Here is a 16,870-nt window from a genome sequence, read left to right on the forward strand (position 1 = left end):
TGATCTGATCGCCTACTCCCCGGGCGCCAGCGCGTCCAGCGCCTCCTCCGCGCGGCGCAGGGACGCGGCGGGGTCGGCGTCCGGGGAGCTGATGTCCGGGTCGAAGTTGAGGTCGTGGAACACCTCGGTCACCCCCGCGGCCGCCAGCGCCTCGACGTCCGACCTGATCTCCTCCGGGGACCCGGTCAGCGGCCGCCGGTCGGGCAGGCCGGCCTCGCGCAGCCTGGTGACCCCCCGGACGATGAACCGCAGCGCGCCGGGATCGCGCCCGGCCGCGCGGGCGGCGTCCTTTACAATGTAGATCTGGTCGCGGATGCTCGTCAGGTCCGCCCGGCTGGAGCTGATCCAGCCGTCGGCGAGCTGCCCGGCGCGCCGCAGCGCCACCTCGGCGGTGCCCCCGAGCAGCACGGGCGGCGGCGCGGGCCGGGGCTTCGGGTCCTGGTAGGACGGCGGGATCTCGTAGAACTCCCCCTTGTGGGAGATGATCTCCTCGGTCCAGAGCCGCCGCAGCACCTGGAGGTACTCCACCGCCCGGCGCCCCCTGCCCTCCATGGGCACGCCCGAGGCGACGAACTCCTCCGGAAGCCAGCCGAGGCCGAGGCCCGCGTCCAGCCGCCCGCCGGAGACGTCCTGCAGGGAGGCGAGCTGCTTGGCCAGCAGGGCCGGGGAGTAGAACGGCATGTTGACCACGGCGAGCCCGAGCCTGACCCTGCTGGTCACGCCCGCGAGGAACGACAGCGTCACGATGGGGTCCTGCACGCTGCGGTAGACCGGCCCCATCGGGTTGCCCACGGGGTACAGCAGGCGCTGGAAGGTCCAGAGCGAGTCGTAGCCGAGCTCCTCCGCGCGCCGCGCGACCAGGAGCATGTTCGCGGGCGTCGCCCACGAACCCGAGACGGGCACCCCGAAGCCAATCTTCATGACGTCCACCCTATGACCACGGCCGTAGATTGGACCGGTGACCGTTCGGTGCGGAGAAGTGTCGGCGATCCCCCTGAGCGAGCGGCTGGCCGAGATCGCGCGCGCCTCGGCGCGCGGCGGGGCCCGGGCGGCCGGAGCCGGGGATTCGAGAATGCTGAAGGACACCCGCGTGACGGTGGTCCGCGCCGGCGACGTCGTGGTGAAGGCCCATCCCCCGGGCACCGACGAGGCGGCCCTGGCGGCCCGCCTCCGCGTGGCCGCCGCGCTTCCGGGGGTGCTGCTGCCGCCGCTGGACGAGCGGGTGCGGCGCGTGGGAGACCGCCTGGTGACGGTGTGGCCGGCGGGCGAGCCGGTGGACCCCGCCGACCCTGACGCCGCCCCCTGGGAGGCCGCCGCCGGGCTGCTCGCCCGGCTGCACGCCGTGCCGGCCGACGGCCTCGCCCTGCCGCCCGCCGGTGGACCGGCCAGGCTGCTGGAGGCCGTCACCCGCCTCGGCGACCTCCTGGACGGCACGGCCCCCTCCGGCGAGCCCGCCAGGTACGCGGCGGCGGCGGGCGTCATCCGGGAGGCGTTCCTGTCCCTGCCCTCCGGCGTGACGGACACCGGGCCCGGCGCCGGGATGCCGACGCACGGCGACTGGCATCTCGGCCAGATCATCCGTTATCAGGGCGAGTGGCTCCTCATCGACGTCGACGACCTGGGCGCCGGCACACCGTCGTGGGATCTAGCCCGTCCCGCCGCCTGGTTCGCGACGGGATTCCTGTCCCCCGATCTGTGGCGGCGGTTCCTGTCCGCCTACCTCGGCGCGGGAGGATCCGCCGTGCCACACGGGGATCCGTGGCGGGAACTCGATGTGCCGGCCCGCGCGTTGACGGTCCAGTTGGCGGCCACCGCGGTGGCGGCGGCGCGCACCGAGGGCCGTCCTCTGGACGATGTGGAGCACGACCTCGTCTCCTCCTGCGGGAGGATAATCCGCGCCGCCGCGCCGCAGTAAGGTCACCTCAGGCCACTCGAAGGAGACCGACTCGATGCGTTGCCCGAAGTGCCAGGGTTCCATGCGGACCTACGACCGCAACGGTGTCCACATTGAGCAGTGCGACAACTGCCGCGGCATCTTCCTGGACTACGGAGAGCTCGAGACCCTGTCCCGGGTCGAGAGCCAGTGGGCCCAGCAGCAGTACTCCGCTCCTCCGCCGCCCCCGCAGCACGGCGGGCCGGCCTGGGGCGCGCCGCACCACGGCGGCCACCGAGGCCACCAACAGCGCAGCTGGGTCGGCATGCTCTTCTCCAGCTAGGCCTCCAGCCTCAGCGCGAAGTCCCCGATCGGGGTCGGGGTGACCGGTCTTCCCCGACCGGTCACCCACCAAGCTCGTTCACGATGTGGTGCGCCTGGTATGCGGTTAATCAGGCCATTTGTCCACGGCGCTGCGGTTCCGGTCGCCTTGACACCGTCGCGGGTCTCCTCGATCATCGACCAGATGAGCGCCCCCCGGTGGTTACCAGCAGCGCTTGCCATGACCTTCGTCCTCGCCGCGTGCAGCCCCGGTGGCGATTCCTCGCGACCGTCGCCGGGCGCCTCCACGGGCGGAGATTCGGCCGAGGGTACGCCGTCGGCCTCGGCCGGCACGTCCCCCGAGGAGTACCGCGCGGCGCTCGCGGCCGCGGCCGGGCCGGTCGGGTCCTCCCTTGGCGGGCTGGCCAAGTCCCGCTCCCTGAAGTCGCTGAACCAACGGCTCCAACGCGCCGAGAGCGCGGTCGCCGACGCGGTGGAGCGGCTCGGCACGGTGACGCCACCCTCAGAGATCGCGGCCGAGCACGCGGACTACGTCGCCGCGCTACGCGGGCTGGAGGGCGACCTCGGCGGCCTGCGCGACTCGGTCGGCGGCCGGAAGCTGTGCACGTCATCGGCCGTCCTCGCCCGGCTCGGCAAGGCCGAGGGGTTCGGCGCCACCAAGTCGGCGGGTGGCGACCTGGCGGCCAAGGGCGACTACCCCGCGGACGTCGTGAAGCTGAAGACACCCAAGGAGCTCAACCGCCGCCCCGCCAACGGCTCGTTCCTCCGTGCGGGCAGCCGCAACGGGAACGGCCGCCTGACCGTGGACAACGGCGGCAAGTCCGACGCCGTCCTCACCCTGGTGCGCGGCAAGACCAGGCTGACGAGCTTCTACGTCCGCAAGGGCCGCAAGGCCACCGTCACCGGCGTGCCCGACGGTGCGTACAAGGTGTTCTTCACCGGGGGCGCCGACTGGGACAGGGCGACGCGGTCGTTCACGCGCAACTGCTCGTTCGAGCGGTTCGAGGACACGCTGAAGTTCCGGACGATACGCAGCGCCACCGTGATCCAGTACAGCACCTGGACGATCACGCTGCAGCCGGTCGTGGGCGGCAAGGCCAAGACCAGCGAGGTCGACCCCGACAGCTTCCCCGCCTGATCCCACTGTCCGGTGGAGCTGGCTACTCGACCGGCTATTCGACCGGCTATTCGACCGGGCGGAAGACGAGCAGGGATCGGGGGCGTTTGCGCAGGACCACCGCTCCCGGGGCGGTGAAGGTCTCGCCGTCCCTGGCCAGCCGCACCTCCGCCTCCGCGCCCGGCGGGGAGGCGACCCGCACGGTGTCCGCGCGCCACTGCAGGTAGTGGCGCGACAGCCCCACCCCGCCGAGGATCGTGCTCGCCATGGCCCGCAGGCGGGGCAGCCGCGAGGCCGCCGTCAGCAGCCGGATGTCCAGCACGCCGTCCTCCAGCCTGTCCCTGCGGGTCGGCGCCACGCCACGCGACTCGTACGCGCAGTTGCCCGCGAACAGCAGCCAGACCTTGCGGCGCACGCCGTCGACGACCAGCTCTCCGGGACGGCGGTTGTGCATGAGCACGTCGGCCATCGCCAGCACCAGGGCGGGCCACTTGCCGACCTTGCCCTCCCAGTCCTCGCGGCGGTCGACGACCAGGGGGTAGATGCCGAGGCTCGCGGTGTTGAGGAAGACCCGCCCCGCGACCTCGCCGACGTCCACCGCGACCACGTGCCCCGAGCGGTACGCGGCGGCGGCCTCCTGGATGGTCTCCAGACCGAGCGTGCGGGCGAAGTGGTCGAGCGTGCCGGCGGGGATGGGCAGCAGCGGCACCCCGTGCTCCAGCGCCGCCTGTGCCCCGCAGTTCATCGTCCCGTCGCCGCCCGCGACGGCGAGCACCTTGGCGCGCCCCGCGGCGTCCTGGAGCGCCTTCATCAGGTCGTCGCCCGGCTCGGCCTCGACGACCTCGGCCTTGGGCAGCGCCTTGCGCACGGCGGCGGCCGTGCTGGGGTCGCGTCCCGCCGCGTTGTTGACCACGGCCACCACGCCCTCGCCGTCGGGGTCGAGGTCGCCCAGCGGCGCGGTCGTGGCGACGCGCGCCTCCCCGATGACGGTCTGGCCCGGCCAGAGGCGCTTGGTCACCAGCGCCGCCGTCACACCGAGCGCCATCCCTGCGAGCACGTCCCCGGGGTAGTGGACGCCGGTGTAGACGCGGGAGAAGCAGACGGCCCCCGCGGTCACGGCGACGGGCACGGCCACCCTGACCGGAGCTTCCATCGCCACGGCGGTGGCGAACGCCGCCGCGGACGCGGAGTGACCCGACGGGAACGAATGGGAGGACGGGATCCTGCCGAGGCGCGCCAGCGGGAAGTCCACGATGGACGGCCGCGCCCGGGCGAACGCCTGCTTGCCGAGCAGGTTGACCACGGGGCTCGCCAGGCTGATCGCGAGGAGCCCGCGCGTGGCGGCGCGGCGCATCTGCCTGCGGCCGGTGAACGCGAGGCCACCCGCGAGGGCGGCCCAGAGCAGGGAGTTGTCGGCGGCCCGCGACAGGCGGGGTATCACGTGGTCGAACCCGGGCAGGTGCGCGGCGGCCACCGACCTGAACAGGCGCCGGTCGAGCTCGCCGAGCCGCTTCTTGATCCTCATGATGTCGTCAGTGGCGTTCCGCATGCCTTCGTTAGTGCCCAGGGAAATCGCGGACAGTCACCGCCCGTAGAGATCGGCCGGGCACGTTCGCGCATGTCGCCGGGGGTCGGGCCCGTCATCCGCCGTACGTACGGATCGTCCGCGCGTCAGGGGAGAGGGCGGCGGCCGGGGAAGCCGAGATCGCTCCGGTGGTACCAGCCGAGCCCGGTCTCGCCCTCGATCCAGCACAGGCGGACCGACACTCCGCCGAGGAAGGAGGGGAAGTCCACGAGCACCGGCGCGATGCCCTTGATCTCGATGCCCTGCTCCTCGAACCAGCTCAGGAGGTCGGCGACGCGCGCCTCGAAGCCCTTGGCCTCGGGGATGCCGCCGAGCGCGGAGTGCCCGGAGCTTCGCAGGTCGTGGCTGAGCTCGGCCAGATCGGCGCGGATGGCGACGACCTCCCCGACCTTTTCCCGTACGAGCGGCATGAGGCTCCGCGCCTCGTCCACCGTGAAGGTCCTGTCCACAACCGGAACGCTATCCCCCGCCGGGGCCGGGCGCGTCACCGCCGAGGGCGTCGCGGAGCACCTCGTCGACGTCGAGCTCCAGCACCCACGCGTCCAGCCCCCCGTAGGCGTGCGGCCGTCGTGCCGGGGCGCCCGCCCGCTCGGCCCGCACCTGGCTGAACGCGGCGCCGAAGAACCTCTCCTCCCCCACAAGGCGGCATAGCCCAATCACCTTGGCGTACAGAAGCGGAGCCTCCCCCGAACCCGAACCCGAACCCGAACCCGAACCCGCGCCCGGCACCGGGTCGTGCTCGGCCGGTGGCGTGGAGTGCTCCCCGAGCGCTCGGGCCACGGTCTCAGAAAGCACCGGATCACTGCTCACGCCCACCTCCCGTAACCGAGTGTGTCGCCATGGTGACATCGATGGGCCTGCCCGGAGGCCGTAAGCCTCCGGGAGGGAGAGATTTCTTCTACCGCGGATCATGCCCGTACGCAGAGGAGTAAGTCGTCAGCTCGCAGGCCCCGGGACGCCCAGGCCCGGCGCCGCAGGGCTTTCGGCGGCCGATCGCGATATGGCCGGCGAGGGACTCCTCAGTGTGACGGGCGGGGGGCGGAGTCAGGTGGGCAGGCGGGTCCGGTGGACGCGCCTGGCCTCGTCGATCAGGCGCAGGTGGTCGTCGAGCTGTTCCTTGGTGTCGAGCCGCGCCCGGTCCCTGATCAGCCGTTCCAGCAGTTCGAGCCATTCGAGGCACCAGTGGATGTCCTCGGCGCGGGCGACCCGCCGGCCGCGCACGTCCACGTACACCGGGCTGGTGTGCGCGAACACCCCGGTGAACAGCGACCGCGGGTGGGGGCCGCCCTCGGCGAGGGCGACGACGTAGGTCGGCGCGCCGACGGCGAGTTCCGCCGTGAGCTCGCCGGGCGGCCCCTCGGCCAGCACGCCGTCCGCCGTGCGGATCGACAGCCGCTCCACCTCAGGGCCGATGACCCGCACCATGACCCGCACCCGGTCGCCGGGGGCGCGGTCGATGGTGTCCCCCGGCCCGTGGCCGTCCACGGTGAGCTCGACGAACGGCCCCGTGGTCGCGAACGTGCGCCCGCGCCGCACCGCCTCGGCGTAGGAGGCGGCGGTCAGCGGCCCCTCGACCCTGGCGTACGTGCGCTCCCAGCCGGGCGGGCTCGCGACCATCTCCATCCGCTGGCGGGTGAACGACAGCATCGAGTCGGTGCCCGCGACGGCGGCCAGGCGGTTGCCCGCGCCGAGCAGCCGCCGGTACACCGCGGACGACCCCTCGGCCGAGGAGAAGTGCAGCACCTCCATGGTGTCGACGAGGCCGAGCGCGGCGTCGACCACCGCCGTCCGCGCCGTGCACGCCGGCCGGCCGGTGCCGATGACGTCTTCGGGGGTCTCGACGGGCGAGTGGAAGGCGTGGGCGTAGCCGACGATCGCGCCGAGGCCCCGGAGCTCCTCGCACGCCGCGCTCGTGGGCGGCCAGTCGGGCGTGCCGGCGAACCCGCTGTGGTAGCGGCCGGGCGGGGCGGTCAGCCCGAAGGCGTGCAGGTGCCCGAGCAGGTCGTTGCGGTACTCGACGCCCATGCGGGCGACGTGGGTGGCGTCCGACCACGGCAGGTCCTCGCCCGCCCAGTGTTCCAGCGCCTCCCGGTCGAAGACGCGCGGGCCTGACACGTTGGCGGCGAGCAGGTTGAGCACGTGCAGGTCCTCGCCGTACTGCATGGCCGCCGCCGTCGCCGGGGCGGCCACGACGTCCCCGGCGAAGTTCAGGTGCACGTGCAGGTCCCCGCCGTACCATCCCTTGGCCGCCGCGTCGTACAGCCGCGCCGGGGCGGACTCGACCAGAGTCTCGCCGCGGGGGGTGACGGCCGTCTCGGCGAAGCCGTACTCCATCCCCCGCGCCACCCGGACGGTGAGCGGCTCGGCGGGCACGTCGAGCACGAGGTCGTCACCGTGGAAGTACGGCAGGCCGTGGTAGTCGCGTCTCGGGGGCGCGCCGTCGGGGTACCAGCCCTGGCCGTCGGCGCTCCACACGCTCCACCGGCACGGGAACCCCGCGCGCACCCGGAGCCGCGCCCTCGGGGCGAGGCGGATCCGCCCGCACAGGCCGACCCGCTCGCCTCCGGCGGTCACCTCGGTCGCGCTGTCCAGCTCGACCAGCCGCGCCCCGCCGGGGGCGACGCGGTACGCCCGCCCGCCCGCGCGGACCTCCGCCTCCGTCTCGCGGCCGTTGTCGATCAGCAGCGCCACCGGCACCGGCGGCCCGCCGTGCCCGGCGGGCGTCCGGGCGTCTTGCCCGGAGGCGGACGTCCGGCCGTCCGGTTCGAGTACGGTGCGCGGGCGGACGTCCAGCCGGTGCCCGCCGGGCGTGAGCCGCAGCACCGCGAGGCCCTCGGGCGGATCCCCGGCGGGCCCCTCGGCGAGCGCGTCCCTCAGCACGATGTCGAAGTCCAGCTCGCGCACCCGCTCCTCGTGCTCGGCGGCGGTGGCGTCCGGATGCTCTGCGCGTACCCGCTCGGAGGCGGCGCGGAAGAACGTCTCCTCGTCGACGAACCGCGACGGGCTCATCGACCTGACGTACGCGATCGGGGGCTCGCCCCAGCTCATCCCGTGCTCGGCCAGCGCCTCGCGGTACTCCCCCAGCGCCCTGGCCACGACGTCGGGCAGCATCGGATCGTCGGTCATTGTGGTCCTCCCGTATCGCCCCGTTGTGCGGCAATGGTCACACCGGCGGGAGAGTCCGGCGCGTGGCGGCGTGGAGCCGGGTGAGGTTTCTTCCCACCCTGGATCGCCTCTGTACATAGCCGGATGAAGCACCTGGCAGGGTCTCCAGGGACGAGGGCTCCTCGGCGTCGCCGCACTGTCCGCCGCATCGAGCCCCCGGCGCGCCCCGCGGCGCGCCCGAGCGGGGAACGCGAGGACCGATAGCCGCCAGCGCCCTCGCGCGCGCACGGGCAGGGTGGTCACATGACCACCACCACGACCACCGGGTTCCGTATTCACGTCATCTCATCTGAAGTGCTGGAGAAGGTTCGGGCGGGGGCGGGCGACGCTTCGGGCCGCCCGGCCGAGCGCCTCCCGGCCGAGGGCGGGGAGCCGCTGCGCTGCTGCCTGCGCGACGCGCGGCCGGGCGAGGAGCTGGTGCTCTTCGGCTACGAGCCGGAGATCCCGCCCAGCCCGTACCGCGAGATCGGCGCGGTGCTCGCGCACGCGCGCGCCTGCGCGGGCCCGGCGACCGCCGAGAGCTACCCCGGGGACTGGTACGGCCGCCCGCAGGTGCTGCGGGCCTACGACGACCGGGGCTGGATCCACGACGCGACCCGGGTCCACGACGGCCGGAACCCGGAGGCGGTGATCGCCGAGATGCTCGCCGAGCCCGGCGTCGCGCGCATCCACAGCCGCAACGTCTCCTACGGCTGCTACATGTTCGAGATCACCCGGCCGGACTGACCCCGGCCCGCGCGCGCGGGCGGGCGGCTACCGGCCGTCGCGGCCGAAGGCGGCGAGCAGGCGGTCGGCGGCGAGGGCGGGGGTGAGGGTGCCCTCCAGCACCTCGCGCTCGACCTCGGCCGTGATCGCCGCCACCTCGGGGTTCTCCTTGAGCCTGGCGAGCAACCGGTCGCGCACGAGGGTCCAGGTCCACCCGACCTGCTGACGGCGGCGCTTGGCGGCCAGCTCGCCGGAGGACTCCAGAAGGTCCTGGTGGCGGACGATGTGCCGCCACAGCTCGGAGAGGCCGGTGCCCTCCTGCCCGCTGCAGGTCAGCACGGGGGTGTTCCACGTGCCGCCGCCCGCCCGCAGCAGCCGCAGCGCGCCCGCGAGCTCCCTCGCGGCCTTGCGCGCGTCCATCTCGTGGGAGCCGTCGGCCTTGTTGACCGCGATCACGTCGGCCAACTCCAGCACGCCCTTCTTGATGCCCTGAAGCTGGTCGCCGGTCCTGGCCAGGGTGAGGAGCAGGAAGGTGTCCACCATCTCGGCCACTGCGGTCTCGGACTGCCCGACTCCCACGGTCTCGACCAGGACGGTGTCGAACCCCGCCGCCTCGACGACCACCATGGCCTCGCGGGTGGCCTTGGTGACCCCGCCCAGGGTGCCGGAGGTGGGCGAGGGGCGGATGTAGGCGTTCGGGTCGGCCGAGAGCCTTCCCATGCGGGTCTTGTCCCCGAGGATGCTGCCGCCGGTGCGGGTCGAGGACGGGTCGACGGCCAGCACGGCGACCCGGTGCCCCTCGCCGGTCAGGTGGACGCCGAGCGCGTCGATGAACGTCGACTTGCCGACCCCCGGCACGCCGGTGACGCCGACCCTCCTGGCCTTGCCCGACAGGGGGGTCAGCTCGACGAGCAGCCGCTGGGCCAGCTCGCGGTGGTCGGCCCGCGAGGACTCCACCAGCGTGATCGCCCGAGCGATCCACCCGACGGAGCCCTCCCTGACGCCCTGGACGTAGTCCTCAAGCCGTGGCATGGCCCAACCGGCCGGACAGGTCGCGCAGCAGGTCGAGGGCGGCGTCGGCGATGACCGTGCCGGGCGGGAAGATCGCGGCGGCGCCGGCCTCGCGCAGCGCGTCGAAGTCGCCCGGAGGGATCACCCCGCCCACGACGATCATGATGTCGTCGCGGCCGAGCGCGGCGAGCCGGTCGCGCAACTCGGGCACGAGCGCGAGGTGGCCGGCCGCCAGCGAGGAGACGCCGACCACGTGCACGTCGGCCTCGACGGCCTGGCGCGCCACCTCGGCCGGGGTCTGGAACAGCGGGCCCACGTCCACGTCGAAGCCGAGGTCGGCGAAGGCGGTGGCGATGACCTTCTGGCCACGGTCGTGCCCGTCCTGGCCGATCTTGGCGACCAGGATGCGCGGCCTGCGGCCCTCCTCGCGCTCGAACGCGGCGCAGGTGCCCCTGACCTTCTCGATGCCGGCGGCGTCGCCCGCCTCCTCGCGGTACACCCCGGAAATGGTACGGATCTGGCCGGCGTGCCGCCCGAAGACCTCCTCCAGCGCGTCGGAGATCTCGCCGACCGTGGCCTTGGCACGGGCGGCGTCGACGGCCAGGGCCAGGAGGTTGCCGTCGCCCGCCGCGCCGCGGGTGAGGGCCGCGAGGGCGTCCCGGCAGGCCTGGTCGTCGCGCTCCTCCCTGAGGCGGCGGAGCTTCTCGATCTGCTGGGCGCGCACCGAGGTGTTGTCGACCTTGAGCACCTCGATGTCCTCGTCGGACCCGGCGCGGTACTTGTTGACGCCGATCACCGGCTGCCTGCCGGAGTCGATGCGCGCCTGGGTGCGGGCGGCGGCCTCCTCGATGCGCAGCTTGGGCAGGCCCGCGTCGATGGCCTTGGCCATGCCGCCCGCCTGTTCGACCTCCTGGATGTGCCCCCACGCCTGCCGCGCCAGCTCGTAGGTGAGCCGCTCGACGTACGCGCTGCCGCCCCACGGGTCGATCACCCGGCAGGTGCCCGACTCCTGCTGGAGCAGGAGCTGGGTGTTGCGGGCGATGCGGGCGGAGAAGTCGGTGGGCAGCGCCAGCGCCTCGTCCAGGGCGTTGGTGTGCAGGGACTGTGTGTGCCCCTGCGTCGCCGCCATCGCCTCCACGCAGGTGCGCACGACGTTGTTGAAGACGTCCTGCGCGGTCAGCGACCATCCGGAGGTCTGGCAGTGGGTGCGCAGCGACAGCGACTTGGGGTTCTCCGCGCCGAAGCCCTTGACGAGCTTGGCCCACAGCAGCCGGGCGGCCCTGAGCTTGGCGACCTCCATGAAGAAGTTCATGCCGATGCACCAGAAGAACGACAGGCGTGGCGCGAACGCGTCGACGCCGAGCCCGGCCCCGACCCCCGCCCGGAGGTACTCGACCCCGTCGGCCAGCGTGTAGGCCAGCTCCAGGTCGCACGTGGCCCCGGCCTCCTGGATGTGGTAGCCGGAGATCGAGATGGAGTTGAACTTCGGCATCCGCTCGGAGGTGTACGAGAAGATGTCCGAGATGATCCGCATGGACGGCTCAGGCGGGTAGATGTAGGTGTTGCGGACCATGAACTCCTTGAGGATGTCGTTCTGGATGGTCCCCGCGAGCTGCTCGGGCGCCACCCCCTGCTCCTCGGCGGCCACGATGTAGAGCGCCAGCACCGGGAGCACCGCGCCGTTCATGGTCATCGACACGCTCATGCGGTCGAGCGGGATGCCGTCGAAGAGCTGCCGCATGTCGTAGATCGAGTCGATCGCCACGCCCGCCATGCCGACGTCGCCCGCCACGCGCGGGTGGTCGGAGTCGTAGCCCCGGTGGGTGGCGAGGTCGAAGGCGACGGAAAGGCCCTTCTGCCCGGCGGCCAGGTTGCGCCGGTAGAAGGCGTTCGACTGCTCGGCGGTGGAGAACCCGGCGTACTGCCGGATCGTCCACGGCTGGTTGACGTACATCGTCGGGTACGGGCCGCGCAGGAACGGCGCGATGCCCGGATAGGTCGACAGGAAGTCCAGCCCGTCGAGGTCCTCGGCGGTGTAGAGCGTTTTGACGCCGATGCCCTCGGGGGTGTCCCACGTCAGGTCGGACGGACTCTTGCCGACCTGCTCCTGCACGGCCCGCGCCCAGCGGTCGAGGCCGGGGTCTCCGTCTGGAGTCCCCTGGTTCAGGGGGATCCCTGAGAAGTCGGGAATCATGGGGTCACTCCCAGATCGTCGAACGTGGTGCGGAGCACTTCGAGCACGTCGCAGCCGGCGTGGAGTACGGCGTCCACGCCCTCGTGGTCGCCCTTCCCCGCCAGCCAGATCCTTCTCGCGCCCGCCCGCCTCAGCTCGGCCGCGACCGCCGCCGCGTGCTCGGCGTACAGCGCGTCGCTGGAGCACAGGCACGCGACCGTCGCGCCGCTGCGCCGGAAGGCCCCGGCGATCTCGGCGGGGTCAGTGCCCGTGCCGCTCAGGACGGTGGCGATGCCGCCGGCCTGGAAGAGGTTCGCCGCGAACGAGGCCCGCGCGGTGTGCGCGGCCACCGGGCCGATCGTCGCCAGGAAGACCTCGGGCCTGGCCTCGGCCCGGTCGGCGGCGTCGCGCAGCTCCTCGAAGCCCTGCGCGTAGTGCACCCGGGGCAGGCCGCCGCCCGGGGGCTCCGGAGCGGGCTGCCGGGAGGGGCGCCGCTCGGCGAGGTCCGGGAACTCGCTGACGCCGGTGATCGGGTCGCGGCGGCGGGCGATGCCCGCGGAGCGGCGCGCCCAGGTGGCGGCGAGCCGCTCGGGGATCAGCCGGTCGAGGGCCGCCTCCGCGCCGCCCGCGCGCTCGATCTCCTGGAACCACTCCCAGGCCCTGCCCGCGAGGTCGGCGGTGAGCCGCTCGGCGTACCAGGAGCCGCCGGCCGGGTCGACGACCCTGGCGACGTTGGCCTCCTCGACCAGCAGCGACTGGGTGTTGCGCGCGATGCGGCGGGCGAAGGCGTCGGGCAGGCCGAGGCGGACGTCGAAGGGCTGCACGGTGACGGCGCCGGCGCCGCCGATGCCGGCGCCGAAGCAGGCGAGCGTGGTGCGGAGCATGTTCACCCACGGGTCGCGGCCGGTCATCATCGCCGAGGAGGTGACCGCGTGCTGCGCCTGGCCGCCGTGCGCGGGGACGCCACAGGCCTCGGCGACGCGCGACCAGAGGGTGCGCGCGGCCCGGAACTTCGCGATCGTGAGGAACTGGTCGGCCGTGGCGGCGTACCGGAACTCGATCTGCCCGAACGCCTCCTCCACCGGCAGGCCGGCGCCGGTCAGCGCGCGCAGGTAGGCGACCCCGGTGGCGATCGAGCAGCCGAGCTCCTCGGCGTCGGACCCGCCCGCGTCGTGGTACGGGGTGGCGTCGACGGTGATCGCCCGCAGGGAGGGCACCTCGCGGGCGCGCCGGGCGAGCTCGACGGCCACGGCCATGTCGGCGGGCGCGCCCGTCCTGGCCCGCAGGCCGAGGGGGTCGGCGCCGAGGTTGCCGCCCGCGGGGGCGATGCCGCGCTCGGCCGCGAGCCGCAGGAAGATCTCGGCGGCCTCGCCCGTGCGGGCTCCCGCGTCGAGCACGACGGGGGCGAGGTCGAGGTAGACGCCGTCCAGGACGCGGGGCAGCGCGGCCGGGTCGAGCCCGCCGTCGCCGAGCACCAGCCAGACCGAGGTGACGCCGTTCTCCAGGTCGGTCAGCACGGCCTCGCGGGCGACCGCCGGGTCGGGGTGGGCGTGGCGCTGGCGCACGTCCCAGCCGGACACCGCTCCGCCGGCCGGGCGGGTGCCCCGCGTGTAGGGGGCGAAGCCCGGCACTCCGGAGTCGCCGGGCAGGTCGGCCGCGTCGTACAGAGGCTGGAGGGTCACGCCGTCGTAGGTCGTGAACGCCAGCGCCTCCTCGGGGGAGCCGGCCTCGGCACCGGACCTGCGCAGCACGCCCAGGGCGAGTCGCCGCCAGTCCTCCCGCGTGCCCGGCGGGAACCCTGCGGCCGGATGGAGTTCCTCAGGCTGCACCGTCATGTCACGGATCGTAGGCGCTGACGATCCGTGACCACACTTCGGGGACCCCTCTGGCGGATCTCAGGCGATCGGGGCCTCCCAGGCGGCGTCCCAGGTGTCCTTGCCGACCACGCCGTCGACGTCCAGGTGCTGCTCCCGCTGGAACCGGCGGCACAGGTCCCGGGACGCCAGCCCGTACGCGCCGTCCACGTCGAGGGTGAAGCCGCGCTTCTCCATCTGGGCCTGCCAGGTGCGCACGTCCTCACCGCGCATGACCGGCGGGTACTTCAGCAGCCTGCCGGGGAACTTCGGGTGCTCGGCGGGGCCCGGGTCGGTGGGGCCGGTCGAGCCGCCGGGGCGCGGGGCGCCCTTCTTGACCCACGCGTACAGCGCCGTGCCGGGGCAGTCGGTGGAGTAGCCGTCGCGGTGGCCCTTGATCTCCTTGCCCGCGCCGCCCTTCTCGCGCAGGTAGTCGATGGCGTCGAGGATGCCGTGGAGCATGCCGTCGGGCGGCTGCGTGAGGCCGGAGTTGCCGACGAGGCCGAGGACGGCGTAGTGGCCGGTGTTCAGGCCGGGCCCGTTGGCGGCCGGCAGGTGCCCGGGGCCCCGGCCGACGAAGACCTTGCGGTGCGGGCAGGCGACCATGCTGTAGCCGATGTCGAGCCAGCCGTTCCCGTCCATGTGAAAGCTCTGGATGGATTTCACCATGGCGACGCACTTGGCGTGGTCGTCCACGATCGAGGGTTCGACGCGGCCACCGGTGTAGTGGACCTTGACGCCCTTTGTGGAGGTCAGCGTCGTATAGGAGCCACGCGGGGCGCGGGCCCCCCAGTCTTTACGCGTCACGAGGTCGATGGCCACGAACTTCTCCCAGGGGGAACGACATTCAGGACTGATGGACCACTGTCCTCCCACAGGGCGGCCAAACCAGCCCTTTGCGGCTCGCAGTGGACCGATCCGCGCGACCAACCCTAACCATGGACACATGACCACATGACGGGTTTGCCGATGTCTCTTTAGCACATCACATTGATTTAACGGGCTTCCCGGGAAATACGTGGACTCCACACGCCATGGGCCTGAATCATGAATATATGTCCGTTGTGGAGGAGGTTCGTTTCCCCGCCGCCGAAGCCCTGCCCATGAAGGTGTGGCTCGACGACGGCGACTCGCCGATCGATGTCATCGACGCCCTCGCGCTGTCCCCGTTCGCCACCGGGAACCAGCCCTGGGCACGTTCCACCAACCTGGAGCGGGTGCGTCCCGACGCCCCGCTGATGCCGGCGCGTGCCCGGCTGACCCGCGCCGCGAGGGAGGACGACGGCCGCGACTCGCGCCTGGCGTGCGGGGACGGCTGGACCCTCAGGGTGGTGCGGTTCCGCAACCGCTCGGCCGTGCTCACCGTGACGGCGGTGAGCGACGAGCTCGCGCGCTCGGTGCTGGAGGAGTCCGTCAAGGACGCGGTCGAGCCGCCTCCCCAGGAGGCCGACCACGTCGACATGGGTTTCTGGTGGACGGGCGCCCACGGGCCCCGCCGTACCCAGCGGCCGATCACCGCGCCGCGCTGGCCGGCGATCAGGGCGAACTACTCCCGGGTCGCGGGCGAGGCGCTCCAGAGCCTCATGGCGGTGACCCCCTCCGACGTCAACGGGCGGCTGATCCTGCTGCACGGTCCTCCGGGAACCGGGAAGACCACGGCCCTGCGCGCCCTGGCCAGGGAGTGGGCCGAATGGTGCCAGGTCGACTGCGTGCTCGACCCCGAGCGGCTGTTCTCCGACCCGGGCTACCTGATGGAGGTCGCCGTCGGGTACGACTCCGACGACGAGAAACACCGCTGGCGGCTGCTGGTGCTGGAGGACTGCGACGAGCTGATCCGCGCCGAGGCCAAGGACGCCACGGGCCAGGGGCTGTCCCGCCTGCTCAACCTGACCGACGGCCTGCTCGGCCAGGGCAGGGACGTCCTGGTGGCCGTGACCACCAACGAGGACCTCGCCCGGCTGCACCCTGCCGTCGTGCGACCGGGACGCTGCCTGTCGCAGATCGAGGCGGGCCGCCTCTCCGCCCAGGAGGCCGCCGCGTGGCTGGGGTCCTCCGAGGGCGCCGGCCCGTCGGGGGCGACGCTGGCGGAGCTGTTCGCCCTGCGCTCCGGGCGGGCGCCCGCGGGCCCGGCCGCGCCCGCCGAGGCCACCGGCCTGTACCTCTGACCGGGCGGTCGCCACCGGGCGCCTTCCCCCGGCCTCTGTCCGGGCGGTCGTGACACAGTGCCTCCCTCCGGCCCGCCGGGGGGAGGTCAACCGTTCCCCCAGAACGGGCCGGCCAGGCCGAGCTCGTGGAAGAGCGCGCGGGCCTCGTCGGGGGTGCGCCTTCGGTACTCCCTGGTGAGCCGCCCGGCGTACCACCGGGTGGCGAGCAGCCACAGCGTCCGCATGTCGAGGATCACGCCCCGGGGGTTGCGGGTCTGGCGCAGCCATCGCCCCACGTGCTCCTCCGAGCAGAACAGCGACTGGTGCCCGCAGGCGAACATCACGTCGTCCCACATGCGCGGGATGGGCACCAGGAAGTGCGCCACCAGCTCGGCCGTCGGCGGCTCGTCCGGGCACACGTCGAGCGCCAGCGCCCTGCCGCAGCCGGGACAGTGGGTCGCGACCATGCAGTCCTCGCCGACCAGCGCGGGGATCGCGAACGAGTCCCAGGCGCAGCCGCCCCACCACTTCACCTTGTCGCTGGCGACCACGAACCCGAGCGGCACGGCCGACCACGGGTGGGCCATGAGGATCAAGCGCCTGTCGTCGTCGAGCACGAGAAGGTGGGCGTCGTGCAGCGCCCTGAGCGCCGCCAGCGCGCCGGAGGGCTCGATCCCGAACTCGGCCGCCACATCCTCCGGGCGCGGCGGATCGCCCCGCTCGGCGAACCGCCGGTAGACGAACGTCCGCACGTCTGCGAGATCGTGCATGAGACTGACGATACCCAGCGTGACCTGGGTCGATGCCGAGACGGCCCCATGGCGGCGGTCCCGGCGCGGCGCGGCCTGATTACGGATACGTAAACCATCCGATGTGCCGCGCAAGGCCCAAAACCACAATCG

15 protein-coding genes are annotated in these 16,870 nt (G+C 73.2%); 5 read left to right on the forward strand and 10 right to left on the reverse strand.

Going from position 1 to position 16,870, the window contains the following annotated elements; genetic code table 11:
* Window positions 1–12: 12 nt before the first annotated feature.
* Complete coding sequence (locus tag OG589_RS19375) at window positions 13–921, reverse strand: TIGR03619 family F420-dependent LLM class oxidoreductase (protein WP_405150947.1); 909 nt, start codon at window positions 919–921, stop codon at window positions 13–15.
* Window positions 922–958: 37 nt separating this feature from the next.
* Between OG589_RS19375 and OG589_RS19380 the strand changes: the two genes are divergently transcribed.
* From OG589_RS19380 to OG589_RS19390, 3 genes are all read left to right on the forward strand, one after another.
* Window positions 959–1,915 (forward strand): aminoglycoside phosphotransferase family protein, encoded by a 957-nt coding sequence (locus OG589_RS19380; protein ID WP_405150949.1) that lies wholly within the window; start codon window positions 959–961, stop codon window positions 1,913–1,915.
* Between the two features lie 34 nt (window positions 1,916–1,949).
* The gene (locus OG589_RS19385; RefSeq protein ID WP_405150951.1) at window positions 1,950–2,216 is read left to right on the forward strand and encodes a zf-TFIIB domain-containing protein; all 267 of its coding nucleotides are present in this window, start codon (window positions 1,950–1,952) and stop codon (window positions 2,214–2,216) included.
* A 183-nt stretch (window positions 2,217–2,399) separates the two neighbouring features.
* On the forward strand, window positions 2,400–3,353 hold the full coding sequence (locus tag OG589_RS19390; RefSeq protein WP_405150952.1) for a hypothetical protein: 954 nt from the start codon (window positions 2,400–2,402) through the stop codon (window positions 3,351–3,353).
* A 46-nt stretch (window positions 3,354–3,399) separates the two neighbouring features.
* Here the strand turns inward: OG589_RS19390 and OG589_RS19395 are convergent, their stop codons facing one another.
* The 4 genes from OG589_RS19395 to OG589_RS19410 form a co-directional block, all read right to left on the reverse strand.
* Window positions 3,400–4,881, reverse strand: coding sequence for a phosphatase PAP2 family protein (locus OG589_RS19395; RefSeq protein WP_405150954.1), 1,482 nt, complete (start codon window positions 4,879–4,881; stop codon window positions 3,400–3,402).
* A gap of 122 nt (window positions 4,882–5,003) precedes the next feature.
* Window positions 5,004–5,366: a DUF2203 domain-containing protein gene (locus tag OG589_RS19400; protein ID WP_405150956.1), complete on the reverse strand. Its 363-nt coding sequence runs from the start codon at window positions 5,364–5,366 to the stop codon at window positions 5,004–5,006.
* A 10-nt stretch (window positions 5,367–5,376) separates the two neighbouring features.
* Window positions 5,377–5,727 (reverse strand): hypothetical protein, encoded by a 351-nt coding sequence (locus tag OG589_RS19405; RefSeq protein ID WP_405150958.1) that lies wholly within the window; start codon window positions 5,725–5,727, stop codon window positions 5,377–5,379.
* Between the two features lie 234 nt (window positions 5,728–5,961).
* Window positions 5,962–8,043, reverse strand: a complete 2,082-nt coding sequence (locus OG589_RS19410) for a CehA/McbA family metallohydrolase (protein WP_405150959.1) — start codon at window positions 8,041–8,043, stop codon at window positions 5,962–5,964.
* A 282-nt stretch (window positions 8,044–8,325) separates the two neighbouring features.
* On the opposite strand from OG589_RS19410, the gene OG589_RS19415 reads away from it, so the two are divergent.
* Window positions 8,326–8,808 (forward strand): DUF1203 domain-containing protein, encoded by a 483-nt coding sequence (locus tag OG589_RS19415; protein WP_405150961.1) that lies wholly within the window; start codon window positions 8,326–8,328, stop codon window positions 8,806–8,808.
* Between the two features lie 27 nt (window positions 8,809–8,835).
* Here the strand turns inward: OG589_RS19415 and meaB are convergent, their stop codons facing one another.
* The 4 genes from meaB to OG589_RS19435 are packed head-to-tail and all read right to left on the reverse strand — an operon-like array spanning window position 8,836 to window position 14,646.
* A complete protein-coding gene (meaB, locus tag OG589_RS19420) occupies window positions 8,836–9,819 on the reverse strand; it encodes a methylmalonyl Co-A mutase-associated GTPase MeaB (RefSeq protein WP_405150963.1) in 984 nt (327 codons plus the stop codon).
* Entirely contained in the window at window positions 9,806–11,992 is a 2,187-nt protein-coding gene (scpA, locus tag OG589_RS19425) for a methylmalonyl-CoA mutase (protein WP_405150965.1), read from the reverse strand. The genes meaB and scpA overlap by 14 nt, the downstream gene beginning before the upstream one ends.
* The gene (locus tag OG589_RS19430; protein WP_405150967.1) at window positions 11,989–13,806 is read right to left on the reverse strand and encodes a methylmalonyl-CoA mutase family protein; all 1,818 of its coding nucleotides are present in this window, start codon (window positions 13,804–13,806) and stop codon (window positions 11,989–11,991) included. Before OG589_RS19430 ends, scpA begins: the two co-directional genes overlap by 4 nt.
* A 60-nt stretch (window positions 13,807–13,866) precedes the next feature.
* A complete protein-coding gene (locus OG589_RS19435) occupies window positions 13,867–14,646 on the reverse strand; it encodes an N-acetylmuramoyl-L-alanine amidase (protein WP_405150968.1) in 780 nt (259 codons plus the stop codon).
* Window positions 14,647–14,879: 233 nt separating this feature from the next.
* On the opposite strand from OG589_RS19435, the gene OG589_RS19440 reads away from it, so the two are divergent.
* A complete protein-coding gene (locus OG589_RS19440) occupies window positions 14,880–15,989 on the forward strand; it encodes a DUF5925 domain-containing protein (protein WP_405150969.1) in 1,110 nt (369 codons plus the stop codon).
* Between the two features lie 86 nt (window positions 15,990–16,075).
* On the opposite strand, the gene merB is transcribed toward OG589_RS19440, so the two are convergent.
* On the reverse strand, window positions 16,076–16,738 hold the full coding sequence (gene merB / locus OG589_RS19445) for an organomercurial lyase (RefSeq protein ID WP_405150971.1): 663 nt from the start codon (window positions 16,736–16,738) through the stop codon (window positions 16,076–16,078).
* Window positions 16,739–16,870: the final 132 nt, after the last annotated feature.

The organism is Sphaerisporangium sp. NBC_01403 (assembly GCF_045040145.1).
In the GTDB taxonomy this organism is placed as follows: Bacteria; Actinomycetota; Actinomycetes; order Streptosporangiales; family Streptosporangiaceae; genus Sphaerisporangium; species Sphaerisporangium viridialbum.